Annotated in this window: 12 protein-coding genes; 11 read left to right on the forward strand and 1 reads right to left on the reverse strand. The window is 60.4% G+C overall.

All coding sequences use genetic code 11. The features are described from left to right. Window positions 1-465 precede the first annotated feature (465 nt). The 11 genes from VD811_00005 (at window position 466) to VD811_00055 (ending at window position 10,663) form a co-directional block, all read left to right on the forward strand. Window positions 466-774, forward strand: coding sequence for a DUF485 domain-containing protein (locus VD811_00005; protein HXV19351.1), 309 nt, complete (start codon window positions 466-468; stop codon window positions 772-774). A gap of 11 nt (window positions 775-785) precedes the next feature. Continuing rightward, window positions 786-2,765 (forward strand): cation acetate symporter, encoded by a 1,980-nt coding sequence (locus tag VD811_00010; GenBank protein ID HXV19352.1) that lies wholly within the window; start codon window positions 786-788, stop codon window positions 2,763-2,765. A 124-nt stretch (window positions 2,766-2,889) separates the two neighbouring features. Then, entirely contained in the window at window positions 2,890-3,549 is a 660-nt protein-coding gene (locus tag VD811_00015; GenBank protein HXV19353.1) for a hypothetical protein, read from the forward strand. Next, window positions 3,546-3,776 carry a hypothetical protein gene (locus tag VD811_00020; protein HXV19354.1) on the forward strand — a complete coding sequence of 77 codons (231 nt, stop codon included), beginning with the start codon at window positions 3,546-3,548 and terminating at the stop codon, window positions 3,774-3,776. The genes VD811_00015 and VD811_00020 overlap by 4 nt, the downstream gene beginning before the upstream one ends. 17 nt (window positions 3,777-3,793) lie before the next feature. Beyond that, window positions 3,794-4,237, forward strand: a complete 444-nt coding sequence (locus VD811_00025) for a hypothetical protein (GenBank protein ID HXV19355.1) — start codon at window positions 3,794-3,796, stop codon at window positions 4,235-4,237. Window positions 4,238-4,531: 294 nt separating this feature from the next. Next, the gene (locus VD811_00030) at window positions 4,532-4,906 is read left to right on the forward strand and encodes a hypothetical protein (protein ID HXV19356.1); all 375 of its coding nucleotides are present in this window, start codon (window positions 4,532-4,534) and stop codon (window positions 4,904-4,906) included. A gap of 266 nt (window positions 4,907-5,172) precedes the next feature. After that, window positions 5,173-5,676, forward strand: a complete 504-nt coding sequence (locus VD811_00035) for a TRAP transporter small permease (protein HXV19357.1) — start codon at window positions 5,173-5,175, stop codon at window positions 5,674-5,676. Then, complete coding sequence (locus VD811_00040; protein ID HXV19358.1) at window positions 5,673-6,965, forward strand: TRAP transporter large permease; 1,293 nt, start codon at window positions 5,673-5,675, stop codon at window positions 6,963-6,965. The genes VD811_00035 and VD811_00040 overlap by 4 nt, the downstream gene beginning before the upstream one ends. A 19-nt stretch (window positions 6,966-6,984) precedes the next feature. After that, window positions 6,985-7,410 carry a universal stress protein gene (locus tag VD811_00045; GenBank protein HXV19359.1) on the forward strand — a complete coding sequence of 142 codons (426 nt, stop codon included), beginning with the start codon at window positions 6,985-6,987 and terminating at the stop codon, window positions 7,408-7,410. A 297-nt stretch (window positions 7,411-7,707) separates the two neighbouring features. Next, window positions 7,708-9,765 carry a sodium-translocating pyrophosphatase gene (locus tag VD811_00050; protein HXV19360.1) on the forward strand — a complete coding sequence of 686 codons (2,058 nt, stop codon included), beginning with the start codon at window positions 7,708-7,710 and terminating at the stop codon, window positions 9,763-9,765. Between the two features lie 67 nt (window positions 9,766-9,832). Beyond that, window positions 9,833-10,663 (forward strand): hypothetical protein, encoded by an 831-nt coding sequence (locus tag VD811_00055; GenBank protein HXV19361.1) that lies wholly within the window; start codon window positions 9,833-9,835, stop codon window positions 10,661-10,663. Window positions 10,664-10,887: 224 nt separating this feature from the next. Here the strand turns inward: VD811_00055 and VD811_00060 are convergent, their stop codons facing one another. After that, window positions 10,888-16,896, reverse strand: coding sequence for an EAL domain-containing protein (locus VD811_00060; protein ID HXV19362.1), 6,009 nt, complete (start codon window positions 16,894-16,896; stop codon window positions 10,888-10,890). Between the last annotated feature and the right edge of the window lie 727 nt (window positions 16,897-17,623).

A 17,623-nucleotide genomic window follows, 5' to 3' on the forward strand; every position in this document is an offset into this window, starting at 1 on the left:
CCGTCCTGTCTGGACACATCTGGCCGTCATCCCATCCGCAGCCTTTCCCCCTGCACCTTTCTTGCCCCGGCCGCCTCCGGCACACCTGCATCTTCGCACCGCCTGAAACCCGATCGTGCCTCACCCGTAGTTTTTTCTCCATGACGTCCTGACAAGTCCTGCCTTCTCAGGGAGACTTGCGCGCCGTGTCATCGGCCTGCCCCACCCCCGGGGTCCCGGACGCAATGAAACAGCGTGCCGCCCATGGAGTCGTCCATGCAGACCGGAGCGCTCCACGACCATCCCCTGAACGGCAATGCGCCCTAGCGCCGCCGATTCGTGTACCGCATCAGGGTTTGACCATCACCTGCAAGGGAGGCAGCAATGAATGAAAAATTCGGCTATTCCTGAATCGCGACAACAGCAAGGGGGGCCTTGGGCTCCGGTGTTTCAGAAGTTGAAATCATTTGCGAGAGGAGCATTCTCATGGCACTGAAAACCTTGGATTGGGCTTCCATTGCCCGACACCCGAAGTTCGTCGAACTGCACCACCGAAAAACCGTTTTCCTCTTTGGCTGGTGGATTTTTTCCACGGTTTTCTACTTCCTCCTGCCAATCGGCGCCGCCTATGCGCCCGGCCTGTTCAAGGTGAAGATCATCGGCAACATCAACTTCGGCTACCTCTTCGCCCTCTCCCAGTTCTTCGTCTCCTGGGGGATCGCCATGTACTACGCCAAGATCGCCAACCAGAAGTTCGACCGGCTCACCCAAGAGCTGATCGACGAGCTGCAGTAGGAGGTGCGCCGATGAAAAGACTGCTGATCGTTTTCACCCTCGTTTTCGCCCTGGCGGGCCTCGCCGGCGCCGCCGACGCGGCCAAACCCGGCGACGCCGCCCAGGCGGTTTTGGCGGCTGTCGCCGCTTCCCCGTCCGTGGCTCAGGCTGCGCCCGCAGTCCAGGCGCCGGCCCAAGCGCCGGCCCCGGCCGCTCCTGCGGCGCCGGCGGCAAAACCCGAGATCAAGGCCAACAAGACCATTACCATCGGCATGTTCCTCGTCATCATCGCCATCACGCTCGCCGTCGTCGTCAATTCGGCCCGGAAAACGAAGACCGCGGCCGACTTCTATGCCGCCGGCGGCGGCATCACCGGCACCCAGAACGGCTGGGCGATCGCCGGTGACTACATGTCGGCCGCCTCCTTCCTGGGGATTTCCGGACTGATCTCTCTCTACGGCTATGATGGTTTCATGTACTCCGTCGGCTGGCTGGTCGCCTACATCACCGTGCTGCTGATCGTCGCCGAACCGTGCCGGAACGCCGGCAAGTACACTCTGGGCGATATCCTCTCCTTCCGCACCAATCCCAAGCCGGTGCGCGCCGTCTGCGCCCTCTCCGTCGTCTCCGTCTCCACCTTCTATCTGACCGCCCAGATGGTCGGCGCCGGCAAGCTGATGCAACTGCTGATCGGCGTCGACTACAAGATGGCGATCATCGGCGTCGGCATCCTGATGGTCGGCTACGTCGTCTTCGGCGGCATGACGGCTACCACCTGGGTGCAGATCATCAAGGCCGGCCTGCTCATGTCGGGCGCGACCCTGCTCGCGGTGCTGGTCGGCATCAAGGCCGGCATGAACCCTATCGGCTTCTTCTCCGATATCGCGACCAACGCCAACATCCAGGAATGGGTGCAGAAGGGTGTGTTGAAGCATCCGGTCCCCGAGGCCGGCTTCGACTACGGGCAGCGTTTCCTCGAGCCCGGCCTTTTCCTGAAGAACCCTCTTGACCAGATCTCCCTCGGCATGGCCCTCGTCCTCGGCACCGCCGGCATGCCGCACATCCTGATGCGCTTCTTCACCGTGCCGACCGCCCAGGCGGCCCGCAAGAGCGTCATCATTGCCATGTTCATCATCGGCACCTTCTACATCCTGACCACCCTGCTCGGCTTCGGCGCCGCCATCCACGTCACCCCGCAGAAGATCTCGATGTTCGACAAGGGCGGGAACATGGCGACCATGCTGCTCGCCCAGCAGCTCGGCGGCGACATCGCCCCGATCGTCGGGGACCTCTTCCTCGCCTTCCTCTGCGCCGTCGCCTTCGCCACCATCCTGGCGGTCGTCTCCGGCCTGGTGCTGGCCGCCTCGGCCGCCATCGCCCACGACATCTACGTCAACGTCATCAAGGACGGCCATGCCGACCAGCACGAGCAGGTCAGGGCCGCCCGCATCACCTCCCTCTGCGTCGGCGCCGTCGGCATCGTCATCGGCATCGCCGCCGAGAAGCAGAACGTCGCCCACCTGGTGGCGCTGGCCTTCGCCGTCGCCTCCTCCGGGAACCTGCCGGTCGTCGTCCTCTCACTCTTCTGGCGCCGGTTCAACACCGCCGGAACCATCTGCGGACTGGTCGTCGGCACCGTCGTCTCCATCGGCCTGGTCATGATCTCCCCGAACATGACCTACCCGCAGGCCGCGGCGGACGCCGCCAAGAAAACCATTACGGTTCTGGAGAAAAAGGTCACCGACGGCGGTGCCCTGAGCGAGAAGGAAGTGACGGATCTTGCCAAGGCGAAGACCGATTTCGCCGCGAACGATGGCGGGACCTCCATGCTGGGGCTGAAGGCGCCCCTGTTCACCCTGAAGAACCCCGGCATCGTTTCCATCCCGGTCGGCTTCCTGGCCGCCGTCCTCGGTGCCCTCGCTTTCCGCAGCCGGCGCTCGGAGGAGATGTTCGACGAGCTGTACGTACGCCAGAACACAGGCATCGGCATTGCGAAAGCCGTCGACCATTAAACCATGTCCTCTGTGATTGGGGGGAGGGTCCGCCTTCCCCCCGCTTTTTCGGGTCCGTCCGGCACGGCATTGATTCACCCTGGTGTGAAAAAGCCGCTTTTCGAGAGAGAGAGAGAAAACAGGGATGAAAACCAACATTAATGATCAATTCGTCAATTATGTGGAAGCCGGTGCCGGCCCCGCCATCCTGATCCTGCAGGACGGCCCGTCGAACAAGGAGATCGGCCAGCTCTTCGTGCCCCTGGCGGAGGCCGGTTACCGGGTGATCGTTACCAATCTTGGTGGCTTCATGAAGGGGAAGCTTCCTGCCGTGGACCTGCCTGCCTGCTCCCGAACGGCGGTCGCTTTGCTCAATTACCTGGGCATCGGCCGGGCCGTAACCTTCGGGATCGGCCGGGGCGCCATGGTACTTCTCGAGATTCTGGCTTCCTTCCCTCGGCGGGTGGCGGCAGCCAGTCTGGTGTTGGGCCCGCTGACGGCAAAACAGATTCAGCTTGCTGACCGGCGGACTCTCGAGGCCGCTTTGCGCGACCGCCGCTTCCTGGGTCTCAAGGAGGAGCTTCTCGCCGCCATTCCTGCCGCCACATCCGAGCAGGCGGCGCGCTTGCCCCTCAACCAACTTAAACGCTGGATCAGCCGCGTCTGCAGCAGGAATCTGTATGTCTCCACCATTTCCCACCGTCCGTCCTTGCTGGCCGAAATGGAAATTCCCCGCCTGATCCTGGAATCGGAGCAGGGCGGCGCCAGTACGAATCGGCCCAGAGAATGTCGGGAGGTCACATGAGCCCAACAGCAAATCGAACCCTGCCGGAAAGGATCTTCTCGCTGGAAACCCTGCTGGGACTGATCGGCCTCGGTCTTTTCGGCGGGGGCGCTTTCCACGGCAGCGTCATGGGCGTGTTCTGGGGCGTTGTCATCCTTGGCGGCCTGGTGCTCCTTCATCTGGTGCGGAAAAAAGACTGGCAGAAGCACTGGGCGGAGATGGAGCAGCGAAGCAGGCATCACAAATGATACGAGCGGAGAACGGTGTGAACCATCGACTGAAGCGGCTGATCATCATCTTCCGAGTCGTCCAGGTATTCATTTTCGGGCTGTTTCTGTACATGGCCTATCACTTCCAGCAACTGTTCCGAGCCAAGGGGATGCCGCAGGTCTTCCTCAACAGCCTCATTACCGCTCTGGTCATCCAGCTGCTTCTGTTCTACCCCATTCGGCAACTGGCCGCACACGAAGCCAGACGGGAAGCCGCTTCCCAGGCGGCCGATCTTTCCCCGGAAGCGCGAAAAGACCTGCGGCACCAGAGGATCTTCGCGGACCTGATCAAGGCATCCGTGTTTCTGTCTTTCGCCGTCTTCATCCTGCTCGCACCCTCAGCCACTTTCATCATGAGCACCGCCCTCTTCTGTTTCCTCCTCGCCGTGCTGACCTATGCCCATTGCTTCAACTTTGCACTTTCCCGGCTGGCCAGGTGAAACCGCCGCCCAGTGGTCCGTCGAAGCCAACGGGCTCCCTCCCATCGTCGCAGACGGACAAGGCAGCAATTTTCCTTTATTACGAGAAATGCCGCCTGGAAAAAAGCTGACGGTTCCTGCCACCAGAATGGGAGTTCCCCTTCCTTGGGAAGCAATCCGAACATCGGGATCCATGGGCCTCCAACCGTAATACCGATCTCCGGATCGTGAAGTTTTGGATGGCAATTTTTCTTATGTTGTCATACTATTGCGCCTCGAATGACTGCCTATTGACGGTAAACAAGCAGGCCTACTGTGCCAATCAAGATGATTAGCAAGCGATTGATCGGAGCCCTTGGGCCGGCAGGAATATGGCTCATCGCTCTGCTGTTCCTGACCCTGTCCTTGCCGGCCGGGTACTGGGCGGCTCTGCCTGTGCAGGGACCTGACAGACCGTTTGAACTGTCATCCCTGGATTTCAGCTCCGAGGTGGTGGGCAGCCCGGCTGACCCGACCAGCTACGGCAAGACCGCCAAACAATCTTCTGAAAAGAAAACGGAACTTGCTGTCCCTGCCCTGGCAGATCAACTTGTAGAATCCGGGGCCATTTTTCTTCAAGTCATTATCATCCCACCGTGGCTTGTCAGTGATCACCCGCAATTCCTTCCGCGCCCCCCACCGCTCTCCTGAAGTCTCCCCTAATTGAACAAATCTCTTTGTTGATCCTGCGCCGCAATTCTGCAGGCCCCTACGCGTTGGCAAATTGCGGCATGGGTCAATCATCAGGATCGTCGTCTTCAAGGATTGTCTGAGCCGAATCCATTTCACCTAATGGAAGGCGGCCGGCAAAACGAGAACGGCGGGTTGTCCGCAGGAACGAGGGCATGCCTGGATTTGCCATCGTTTCTCGGCGCGGCTCCCCGTGCCCGGGGAAGATCGCAGGATAAGGGGGAAGAATGCTTCGCGGGATATTTCGGTTAATCGACCGCTCCTTGGCTTTCCTGGAAGACTGGTCGCTTTTTTTGACGGTGAGCGTCGCTCTGCTGGTGGCGCTGGCCAACATCGTGCTGCGGAAGACCACCAGCAGCATTAATTTGTACTGGTCGGACGAAGTCGTCCGCAAAGCGATCTACTTCTGCACTTACATCGGCTGCGTGGCGGCGGTGCGCAGCCGCAGCCTGATCCGCATCGACGTGCTGACCCAGTTGGTACCGCTGACCAGGCGCTCACTGACCCTGGTCAACCACCTGTCGGTGCTGCTTTTCTCCGCCCTGATGGTGCGGCTCGGCTGGCGGATGACCATATCAGTCTACCAGGACGAGTACGCTCGCACTGCCTCGCTGCAGATCCCGGAGTGGTACTTCTACGCGATCCTGCCGCTGATGGGGGTGATGATGTATTTGCGCACCATCATCGTCGCGGTCGAGGACTGGACCGGGATCAAGGAGGGAGAGTCATGAGCGTGAGTCCGCTGATTATCCTCGGTCTTCTCCTCGGCTCGATGGCGGCAACCGTACCAGTGTTCATGGCCCTGTTTTTCGCCGGGCTGGCCGGGCTGATGTGGGGGGCGGGAATCGATCCGCAGATCGTCATCGAGGTCCTCTACCGCAGCATGGACAAGTTCGCCCTGGTGGTGGTGCTGTTCTTCGTGCTGTGCGGCAACATCATGACCACCGGCAGCATCGTCAAAAAACTGATCAACACCGCCAATATCCTGGTCGGCTGGCTGCCCGGCGGCCTGGCGATTGCCGGGGTGCTGGCATGCGGCTTCTTCGGAGCGATCTCCGGATCAACCGTGGCGACCATGGTAGCTATCGGCGGTGTCATGATCCCGGCGCTGGTGGAGAAGGGCTACGACCAGAAATTCAGTGTCGGCGCGATGACAAGCGCACCGATCCTGGGGATCATCATCCCGCCGTCGATCTCGATGATTCTCTACGCCATGGTTACCAATGATTCCATCGAGGCGCTGTTTCTCACCGGCTACATCCCCGGGGTCCTGATCATCGTCTGCATGTCACTTTACTGCTGGTACGTTTGCCGCCGCCAAGGCATGCAGACGCCTCCTCGGCCGACGCTGACCGAAACCATTAACGTGCTTCGCGAGAGCATTTGGGCGCTGATGTTGCCGGTGCTGATCAGCGTCGGAATCTACTCGGGGGTCTTTACGGCCAACGAGGCGGCGGTGGTGGCCTGCTTCTACGCCTTTTTCGTCGAGATTTTCATCCACAAGGACATGAAATTCACCCAGGTCAAACAGGTAATCGTCTCCTCGGCGGTGACCTCGGCGACACTGCTGGCGATCGTCGCCGGCGCCTCGGTGTTCGGTGAATACCTGACCTTCGCGCAAGTACCGGATAAAGTGGCCAACGCCGTGGTGGAGAGCATAAGCAGCCCATGGATGTTCCTGCTGGCGGTCAACGGTCTGCTGCTGGTCGTGGGCATGTTTATGGACATCATCTCGGCCACCCTGATCCTGACCCCGATCTTCCTGCCGCTGTTGCACAAGTACGGGATCAGCACGCTGCACTTCGGCCTGCTGATGACGGTTAATCTAGGTGTCGGCTACTGTACTCCGCCGCTTGGCGTGAGTCTTTACATCGCCCAGGCCCTGGTCGATCGTGACATCCTTTACGTCACCCGCGCCGTCATGCCGTTCCTGCTGATCCAACTTGCGCTGCTGGCGCTTTACACCTACTGGCCGGACCTGGTGCTGTTTCTGCCGAACCTGCTCTACGCCAACAATTGATCGAAGAGGGGAACGAGTCATGGACCGAAAAGTTCTGGTGCCTGTGAATGGTTCCGCTGCCGCAAACCGCATGATCGAGGCGATTATTGGCCGCAAGGCCCAGTTCCGGGCGCCGTTGACCGTACTGCACGTGGTTAACGTCGAAAGACTCGCCTACCGGATGATCCCCGCTCCCCAACTGGAGATGATCCGTGAGGCAGCCCGTAAATCCGGGGAGCATCTGCTTCAGGAGCAGGTGGCCCGTTTTCTCGCCGCCGGGGTGGCCTGTACGGGCCGCCTGGAGTTCGGCTCGCCGCGCGAAACCATCTGCCGAATCGCCAACGAAGAGAGATTCGACCTGGTGATTCTCGGCCGGCGGGAGTCAGGGGAGATTCGCGACGTCCTGTTCGGTGCGGTCTCCAATCATGTCCTGCACCATGTTCGCTGTCCGGTGCTGCTGATTTGAACTGACTTGCCATAGCAATACGGAGTCATTCCTAAAACGGTTGGAATCGATTCCTCCAGGCATGTGTTGCTGCAACCTCGTGGGCTTACATGCCTTGGTCAAGGTCTTTACGAAAGACAACTTGTCGGGAAGTCGGCCGATACGTCTATCGCCAACGTCACGTGCAGTTTCCGGTCACTCTTTTTTCGTGTGCCGAGATTTTTTTTGCCGTTGGATCAATTGCTTGAGATTGCTATTCCGCTCCGAAAATCGTCTTGATTTTCAGGGGTTTTTCCTCTTCGAAAGGAGTCAGTCAAAATGCAACAGTATGCAGTCCCCTTTGCCCTGCTCTGCGCCTTAGCCGCCATCGCCTACGGAATCATCTCCGCCCGCTGGATACTTGGCCTTCCCCAGGGAGATGAGCGGATGAAGCGGATTGCCGCCGCCATCCAGGAAGGGGCTGGCGCCTACATGAAGCGCCAGTACCAGATTATTGCCGCGGTCGGGGTAGTGATCTTCGTGTTGCTCGCCGCCTCCCTCGGCCTCAAGACCGCAATCGGCTTCGCCATCGGTGCCCTCTTTTCCGGCCTGACCGGGTTCATCGGCATGTTCGTCTCGGTGCGCGCCAACGTCCGCACCACCGAAGCCGCCAAATCGGGGATGGAGAAGGCCCTCGGCGTCGCCTTCAAAGGCGGTGCGATCACCGGCATGCTGGTGGTCGGTCTCGGTCTCCTCGGCGTGGCCGGCTACTACTTCATCCTCAACCAGGTCGTTCCGGACAGTCCGGAGAAAGTCAAGATCGTCTGCAACTCCCTGGTCGGCCTCGGTTTCGGTGGTTCGCTGATTTCGATCTTCGCCCGTCTCGGCGGCGGCATTTTCACCAAGGGGGCTGACGTCGGCGCCGACCTGGTCGGCAAGGTGGAAGCCGGTATCCCCGAGGACGACCCGCGCAACCCGGCGGTCATTGCCGACAACGTCGGTGACAACGTCGGCGACTGCGCCGGCATGGCCGCCGACCTCTTCGAAACCTACGCCGTCACCCTGATCGCCGCCATGCTGCTCGGTGCCATCGCCTTCGGCGGCAACGCCAGCGCCGTGACCTACCCGTTGATCCTCGGCGGGGTTTCGATCATCGCCTCGATCGTCTCGACCCTCTTCGTCAAACTCCCTGCCTCGCGCAAGATCATGCCCGCCCTCTACAAAGGGCTGATCGCCTCCGGGGTGTTGGCCGCCGGCGCCTTCTTCTTCATCACCAACAGCATGTTCCCGCAGGGGCTGACCAACACTGCCGGCCAGACCTTTAGCGCCGGCAGCATCTTCATCGCCGCCTTGGTCGGCCTGGTCGTCACCGGTGCGATCTTCTGGATCACCGAGTACTACACCGGCACCGACTACGGCCCGGTCAAGCACATTGCCCAGGCCTCGACCACCGGCCACGGCACCAACATCATCGCCGGCCTCGGCATCTCGATGAAGGCGACCGCCGCCCCGGTGATCGTCATTGCCGCGGGGATCATCGTCTCCTTCAACTGCGCCGGCCTCTACGGCATCGCCATCGCCGCGGTTTCCATGCTTTCCTTGACCGGGATCGTCGTCGCCATGGACGCCTATGGCCCGATCACCGACAACGCCGGCGGCATTGCAGAGATGGCCGAACTGGACGACTCGGTCCGTGCCGTGACCGATCCGCTGGATGCGGTTGGCAACACCACCAAGGCGGTCACCAAGGGCTATGCCATCGGCTCGGCCGGTCTAGCCGCGGTCATCCTTTTCGCCTCCTACGTCGACGAGCTGAAACTGGCCGGCAAGGAGATCGTCTTCGATCTTTCCGACCCGTACATCATTGTCGGTCTCTTCATCGGCGGCCTCCTCCCTTACTACTTCGCCGCCCAGTGCATGGAGGCGGTTGGCAAGGCCGGCGGCTCGGTGGTCGAGGAAGTGCGGCGCCAGTTCCGCGAGATTAAAGGGATCATGGAGGGGACCGGCAAGCCGGACTACGCTTCCTGCGTCGACATCGTCACCAAGACCGCCCTCAAGGAGATGATCATCCCCGGCCTGATCCCCATCGCCGCGCCGATCATCGTCGGTTTCACCCTCGGCCCCAAGGCCCTCGGCGGGGTGATCGTCGGCTCCATCGTCACCGGCATCTTCGTCGCCATCTCCATGACCACCGGCGGCGGTGCCTGGGACAACGCCAAGAAGTACATCGAAGACGGCCACTTCGGCGGCAAGGGCGGCGAGGCCCACAAGGCCGCCGTCACTGGCGACACCGTCGGCGATCCTTACAAGGACACCGCCGGCCCGGCGGTCAACCCGATGATCAAGATCATCAACATCGTCTCGCTTCTGATCGTGCCGTTATTGAGTAAAATGTAGTGCAATGCATGACGCCTTTTGAAGCACGCAGCCTGGTGTTAATCCAATTTCTAAGGAGCCGCTTCCTATGAACGAGCCACAACTCATACTGACACTCCCCCATGGTAACGTCACGGCCACCAGTCTCGGCATCGACGGATTGGCCCAACATCGCAGCCCCGGGTCCGGCAAGCACTTTCGCGGCCGCAGCATTATGGTGAATCTTGCCACGGACGGGGTGAAGCCGTTGTTTGTCTATCTCGATGAAGGTGGTTGGCGGGAACATTGTGCGGATTCGATTCAGGCCCTTGCCGGAGTAAAGGCAGGGAGTCGGACCAAAACCGCCCTGTCAAATGACGCTTTCAACTGTGTCCCACTTTCTGCCTACACAAGTTGCCACCTGGTCAAGACCGGCGGTAAGACGCTGGCCTTAGGCGAGGCGAAACAGTTGGCAACCTACAGCAGCCATAACTGTCATGAGCGAATGACCAGCGATGAGATTGCTCACGTCATCGCCCAACCATTGGTCGGACCGCGCACCCCTCGCCTGTACATGGTTATCAGTCCGATCCAGTTCGTCATGCTTTCAAACCTGACCCCGTCCGAGTATGCCTGGTATGCCACGCATCGACCCGGGAAGATGTTCCGCCAGGTGATGTTTACCGAGATCAGTCACGAACAGCCGCAAATGGCTGCCCAAAGCCGCTTCAACGATGCCCGGCGGGAACTTGCCGAAAGGGATACGAAAAAGACCAAGACCATCGTCTTTGAGGATTGTCTGAACCAGATTCCCTTCCACGAGTGGATCGGTTACCGGCAGGAGGCCGAAGGCGGGCTGTACGTGGGGGATCGCGAACATCTGATTATGTATCCATTCCCCGCGACTATCCCTCATGCGTGGGAGAAGGTGGAAGGGTAAGGAATGGCGGGTCGATTCACATCGACTTGCATGCATCTCTGCATTGATGGTTTTGTGCCCCTTGGCGAGGGGCGTAGCTAAGCATTTTGGGTAGACTCTCAGTAACCTTCGCCACAAGCCGTACCAAATCTCCTGCAAAGAAAGAATGGCCAATCCCGTTTTCGTGATTGGCCATTTCTATGTCTATGGAGGGTGAAAAACAAAAAGCGGCAAGGGGCTCCGTTTCACTGATTTCGACCGTTGCTACGATCTTCAGCCCCGGCATGTTCCCAGCGGCGAATCTCCCGAACAATTTCCTCGGCCGGGAGAGGGCGACTGAACAGATATCCCTGGCCCATATCACATCCCCCATCTTTCAGGAACCGCAGTTGCTCCTCTGTCTCGATCCCTTCGCCAACGACCTTTAGTCCCATGGTGTGTGCCAAGGCAATAATTGCAGAGGCGATAGCCGCATCGTTGGTATCGCTGGTGACATCACGGACGAAAGTCCGGTCGATCTTGAGGCTGTGGATGGGAAACTGCTTGAGATAGCTCAGGGACGAGTAGCCGGTGCCGAAATCGTCAACAGAGAGGGAAATGCCCAGAACTTTGAGATCGATCCAGGTCATGATGGATTTTTCAACGTTTTCCATCACTACGCTTTCGGTGACCTCCAACTCCAGACATTGGGGGTGCAGGCCGCTCGCCTGCAGAATTCTCTCCACTTTGTCGACAAAGTCGGGCTCCCGGAACTGGCGGCCGGAGATGTTGACTGCCATGCGGAGGGGAGGCAGCCCCTGGTCTTGCCAGAGCCTGGCCTGGGTGCAGGCAGTCTCCAGAACCCAATCGCCGATGGGAATGATCAGGCCTGTTTCTTCAGCCAGGGGGATAAAGTCTGCCGGAGAGACCAGCCCGAGGGTCGGATGGCGCCAGCGGATCAGAGCCTCCACCCCAACGATGTTCTCCTGCTCCAGATCAATCAGTGGCTGGAAATGCAGAAGAAACTGCTCATTATCCAAGGCCTTGCGCAGGGCGGTTTCCATGAGCAGGAACTCGTGAGTGCGGGCGTTCATATCGGGCGTAAAAAACTGGAAATTGTTCCTTCCCCTCTCCTTGGCCCGATACATGGCCGTATCGGCGAACTTCAGCAGGTTTTCTTCCTCCTCGGCGTCGGCCGGGAAGACGCTGATGCCGATGCTGCCGGTGACCGCAAGTTCATGGTTATCCACAATAATCGGCTGCGGGAGAGTCGCCAGCAGCTTTCCGGCGACGGCAGCCGCCTGATTATAGTCATCGATCTGGTTCAGAATGATGCCAAATTCATCTCCCCCCAACCGAGCTACCGTATCGGATTGCCGGAGCCAGTATTTGAGCCGGTCGGCCGCCTCCCGCAAGACTTTGTCGCCGGCCTGATGGCCGAGCGAGTCGTTGATGTTCTTGAAGCGGTCAAGGTCCAGAAGCAGAACCGCCACCTTGCTTTCGGCGCGCCTGGCGGCTGCCATGGACTTGACCAGATGCTCCCGGAAGAGGAGGCGGTTGGGCAGCCCGGTGAGGAGATCATGGTAGGCCAGATGCTGAAGATGCTTCTGGTTCTCACGAAGCCGGTCTTCAGCCTGCTTGCGCTCGGTGATGTCATGAACCATCCCCGCGGACCGGACGATCCTGCCGGTTTCGTCTCTGAAATGTTCGCATTTTTCGTGGACGTAACGAATTTCACCGGTAGATTTCCGCACGACCCGATGTTCGATTTCGTAGGCATCACGCCCTTCCCGCAGCGAAGCTGAATACGCCTCGTTCACTGCCGATCGGTCATCCGGATGCACAGCTTCGAGGAAGGCCTCGTAGGTTGCCTCGAACACCTGTGGTTGAAGGCCAAAAATCCGGTACGTTTCGTCCGACCACGTGAGCTTGTTATCGGCCAGGTCGAGTTCCCAACTGCCAAGAAGGGCGATCTCCTGCGCCCGCTTCAGGCGCTCCTCGCTCTGGCGCAAGGCTTCCTCGGCCCGCTTGAGTTCGGTGATGTCGCGGCCCACCACCACCGACCCGACGATCTTGCCGTCATTGTCGTGAATGGGGGCGAAGCTGTAGCTTCCAACCCAGGTTTCGCCCGTGTCTTTGCGGCGAAGAGTGTACTCGGCGTTCGTGGCCGTTTCACCCTGCAACGCTCTGGGAACCGCCCACTGCTCCGGAAGTGCCGGTTCCCCGTTGGCCATGAACACATCCAGAATGTCAGGGTATTCGGCGAAGGTTTTGGCGCACTCGTCCTTGTTCCTGAACCTGTGGAATGTTGCGAATGCATCGTTGAAATCGATGAACCGCCCCAGCCCATCGGAAATGAACACGGCGTCGGTCATGCTGTTCAAAGCCGCATCCAGCTTCGCCCGGCTCTCGCGCAACGAATCGGTCAGGTGGTCGCGTTCGGCCAGCAGCCGGGCAAGTTTGACGTTGCTGTACCCGAGTTGGGAGAGCATGTCGGCCAGCTTGAGGAAAAACGCCATGCCCCGATCGATGGTTTCACGGCTCAGGCGGGGAACGCGGCTCAGGGCGGCCAGGTATTCCTCCTCGTCGAAGCCGAATTCCCGGGCTTGGGCGCGGAAGAGCTTGCGGTCGATGGTCTCGTCCTCGAAGAAGAACTGCCCGGTGAAGATGTTGCCCAGGTGCTGGCCGGCCACGATAATGGGCGTGGCCATGTCCCAGAGGTTGTTTTTGCACTTGTACAGGCGGCACTCGCCCCGAGCCAGCCCGGACGACAGTTGGGTGTCGCTCTCCAGGCAGTGTCGGGAGGTGTCCGGCTGCACGCGGTGGAAACGGGTGCAGATCTCCTGCCAGCCAACACCCACCAGCACCCGTCCCTTGACGTCGGTGATGCTCATGGGAATGCGGGCCACCGCGTAGAAATCGTCCATGAGCTTCTGGAGGGCCGGCGCGTCAAGGAAGTCGATCAGTTCGAGCACGCTCAGATCGCCCTCGGGAGAGAGCACGCTCGCCAACTTCCGGCGCACGCGCTGCTCACTCTCGTGCAGTGCCTGCTCGACCTGCCTGCGTTCGGTGATGTCTTCGGTGAAGATGATAATTCCCCCGACCTCGCCGGCGGCATCCAGCCAGGGCCGAACTTCCCATTTCACCCACTGCACCGAGCCATCGGCGCGCTCGAAGCGGTCCCCCTCGGCTTGCAGCACCTCCCCCGCCAGCCCGCGGCGATGGACCTGCCGCCACGCCGCGGGAATCTCCGGGAAGATTTCATAGTGCGACATACCCTGCAGCTCGCGCTCGCCGAGGCCGTAATCGCTGCGCCAGCGCCGGCTGGCAGACAGGTAGCGCATCTCGCGGTCGAACATCGCCAGAGCGGCGGGCGCATGCTCGATGAAGAGCCGCATGCGCTCCTCGCTCGCCCGCAGTGCTGCTTCGGCCCGTTTTCGCTCGGTGACGTCGCGCCCGTAGAGATTGACGTAGCCGCGTTCGGTGATCGGCACGAGCACGCAGGAGAGGTCGCTCTCGCCGCAGCGGATTTCCAGCTCCCGAGTCACCCCCTTCTCCAGAGCCATCGCCAGCTCCCGGCGCACGAACTCCGGAACCGTCTCGCCGATGGAACATTGCCACTGCGTCAGCAATGCCTCCGAGGCTCGATTGGCGTACTGCAAGGCGCCGTCGCCGGTCACGCGCAGAATCGGGAAGGGGTTCTCCTCGGGAAACAGGGCGGTGCTCCGGATTTGTTCCTCGGCCCGCTTGCGCTCGGTGATATCGACGAGAGTGACCGCGACGCCGTCGACGGTTCCCTCGGTGGTCCGGTAAGGGAGCACCCGCATCAGGTAATGCCGCCCACCCTCCAACGCCGCCACCTCCCGCTCCACCGGGGCGAGGGCCGCCAGCACCGTCCGGGCGTCTTCCGGCAGGCCGGACCAGTCGATAGTTCCCGCCAGGTGCCGGAAGGGGCGGCCTATGTCGGCCGGGATCAGGTTGAAAATGTTCGCCATCGCCGGGGAAAAGCGTCTGATGGTGAGCTGCCGATCGAGGAAGAAGGTGGCGATCTCGGAGCTTTTGAACAGGTTCTCCATATCGCTGTTGGCCCGGTCGAGCTCTTCCACCTTCCCCTGCAGCTCGGCATTGACCGTGACCAGCTCTTCGTTCAAGGCCTGGAGCTCTTCCTTCGACGTTTCCAGCTCCTCGTTGGTGGATTGAAGTTCTTCGTTGGCCGACTGGAACTCCTCGTTGATCGACATCAGCTCTTCATTGGCCGACATGAAACCCTCTTGCGAGGTTTCGAGCTGTTCGGTAACGGCCTGAAGCTGTTCGTGGGTAATACGTAGCTGCTCCTCCAACTGACGGACCAGCATCTCTTTGGAAGCTTCGTCGCCGGCGAGTGCCTCACCGCCCCCGGACGGTGTGGGTTGCGACGCCGGGGGAAGGACCGGCTCCAGGACCACCATCGCCAGCTTCTCGGCCGGCGGCGGCGCGCTGAGCGGCTCAACCAGCACGTTGACCGTCGCCTCCTCCCCGTTCGTAACGGCCTTCACCCCCCTGAAAACAACCTGTTTCTGCTCTGCGAAGGCCTTGTAGATCGCCGCCCGCAGAGCCGGGCGGAGTTCTTCCCTTGCCATCTTCAGGATGTCCCGTGTCGGCTCGCCCGCCGGCACCTCAAGGAAACGGTTCCCGTGGGTGGATACGTGGACCACCTCGTAGTTCTCGTTCACCAGGATACAAGGGGGAGAGTAGCGTTCCAAAAGGAGCTTTTCGGCAATTTGCCCGGGGTTGGGCTCCCCGGCGCCGGCCAGCCGCGGCGGAAACCCTGACTTGGGAAATCTGCGGACCGGGGCAGCAAAGGGGAAGATCGTCTCTTCGCGACGCCCCGCCCGGCGCTTGAAGAGCTTCAGCTTCTTGTCTATGGGGGTGAAAAGGTCGGACTGCCGTCCCACTGTCTCAGAGGCGCCGAGGAAGAGGAAGCCCCCGGATTTCAGCGCCAGGTGGAAGAGGGAGATGAGACGCTTCTGCATGTCGGGGTTGAGGTAGATGAGGAAGTTGCGGCAGACCAGGAGGTCGAGCCGCGAGAAAGGGGGGTCCTTGATCAGGCTGTGGTGGGCGAAGACGACCATCTCCCGCAGCTTCTTCGCCACCTGCCAGCGCCCGTCTACCCTGGTGAAGAATGCCTTGAGCCTCTCCTCACCCACGTCCGCCGCGATTTCGTCGGAATACAAACCGACCCGGGCGTGGGCGATGGCGGCTTCGTCGATGTCGGTGGCAAAGAGCTGCACCTTGGCATTGAGCCGCCGCTCGTTCAGGTACTCGCTGATCAGGATGGCGGTGGAATAGACCTCTTCGCCGGTGGCGCAGCAGGCGTGCCAGATGCGAACCGGCTCGTCGAGGTCGCGGTTCGCGAAGAGCTGCGGGATGATTTCCCGGCGCAGCACCTCGAACGCCTCGGGGTCGCGGAAGAAGCTGGTGACCCCGATGAGGATCTCCTGGCCGAGGGCTTGAGCCTCCAGCTCGCTGAGCTCAAGCAAGGCGATGTATTTCTTAATCCCCGCCACATCGTTCACCGCCATCCGCCGCTCGATCCGGCGGATAACCGTGTTCCTTTTGTAGGAGCTGAAATCGTGGCCTGTTCTGGCCTTGACGAGGGAGAAAACGGCGGCGAGTTCCTCGTCGATGGCTGTCGTTCGGCATGCCCGGGAAGGAAGGGAGCAGGACCTTCGTGCAAGGCCGGCGATTTTCTCCGCCAGTTCTTCCGCCGGAAGTATCAGGTCCGCCGCACCGGTGGCTATGGCGCTGCGGGGCATGCCTGAATGGATGGCGGAGACGGGGTCCTGGACGATGACGGTCCCCCCTGCTTTCTTGACCGCCTTTACACCCTCGGCACCGTCGATTCCGGAGCCGGAAAGAATCACCGCGATGGCTCGCTCCCCTGTCTCCAGGGCAAGCGAGCGGAAAAAGCGGTCGATTGGGTGAAAGGCCTCGCGCTGCTCTGCCGGCGTTTCAAGCCGGAACAGGCCGCCGCTCAGCGTCAACTCCTTGCCGGTGGGAATCACATGAACCGTTTCCGGCCGGGGTGCCATCCCCTCTTCGGCAGTTACCACCTGCATGGGAGTGTAGCGGCCCAGCAGCTCGGAGATAAACGACGGCCCGACCGGAGGGAGATGCATGATTACCACGAAGGCGAGGTTGCAGTCAGAAGGAATGGCGGTGAAAATCTGTTCCAACGCTTCTTGCCCGCCGGCCGAGGCGCCGATACCGACTACAAGGCAGGGCTTCTGCGTCACGGGCTCTGCCTCTCCCAAGAGGGTCCGGCCTCGTTGATCTCCGCTCTTCTTCGGCATACCCCTGCCCATATCACCGCTCTTCCCCATCCAACAGCTCCCTCTTTGTTCTTTCAACGAAAAGAATGACGGCAGTTGGTTCTTCCAGGTCGAATCGCAAGTTCCCCCGATTCGAGCCAGGTCAAAACAGAAATGAAAAAAACCGCTGGTCACATGGCAGCGACGACAGCGGTTCATCTCATTCGCGGGTCTTGATTTTAAGCCTGTCGAGCAAGCCACCCTCCTGCAAATCCAGCAAAATAAGGCATCGTCAATGTAGCCGATGCAGGATGGCTCGTCAAGGAAGAGATTTTCTGATAAGTCGTAGCGGATTGCCAGCATAGACAAAGTAGTCCTTGGCGGACCAGCGTCTCACAACCCCTGGTGACCGAGACTGCCATGAGCTACTCCGCAACTCATGATCAAAATATCACGCCGCAAGAAGGCGATGATAAAATGGATGTTACCGAAAGGCAGAAAAACAGCGATATAGCCCGAAGATAGGGGTGAACAAGCATGAAATTTTCTCGTATAGCTCTGTTGCTGGCCTCGATCGCCGCCTTTCTCCTGCTCATTGGGGGACCCGGAACGCGCTTCGGCCTTTGGGAATTTCGCTACGGATTCTTGATGATGCGCTGGGCCGCTAACCTGGGTCTGGTCTCCGCCGGTCTGGCGCTGACGCTCCTGATCA

This window comes from Desulfuromonadales bacterium (assembly GCA_035620395.1).
GTDB lineage: Bacteria > Desulfobacterota > Desulfuromonadia > Desulfuromonadales > DASPGW01 > DASPGW01.

Bases quoted from the DNA above. Each gene is read 5' to 3' on its own strand.
- VD811_00015 (HXV19353.1), top strand. From the start codon at position 2,890: ATGAAAACCAACATTAATGATCAATTCGTCAATTATGTGGAAGCCGGT.
- VD811_00050 (HXV19360.1), top strand. From the start codon at position 7,708: ATGCAACAGTATGCAGTCCCCTTTGCCCTGCTCTGCGCCTTAGCCGCC.
- VD811_00005 (HXV19351.1), top strand. From the start codon at position 466: ATGGCACTGAAAACCTTGGATTGGGCTTCCATTGCCCGACACCCGAAG.
- VD811_00045 (HXV19359.1), top strand. From the start codon at position 6,985: ATGGACCGAAAAGTTCTGGTGCCTGTGAATGGTTCCGCTGCCGCAAAC.
- VD811_00010 (HXV19352.1), top strand. From the start codon at position 786: ATGAAAAGACTGCTGATCGTTTTCACCCTCGTTTTCGCCCTGGCGGGC.
- VD811_00035 (HXV19357.1), top strand. From the start codon at position 5,173: ATGCTTCGCGGGATATTTCGGTTAATCGACCGCTCCTTGGCTTTCCTG.
- VD811_00055 (HXV19361.1), top strand. From the start codon at position 9,833: ATGAACGAGCCACAACTCATACTGACACTCCCCCATGGTAACGTCACG.
- VD811_00040 (HXV19358.1), top strand. From the start codon at position 5,673: ATGAGCGTGAGTCCGCTGATTATCCTCGGTCTTCTCCTCGGCTCGATG.
- VD811_00020 (HXV19354.1), top strand. From the start codon at position 3,546: ATGAGCCCAACAGCAAATCGAACCCTGCCGGAAAGGATCTTCTCGCTG.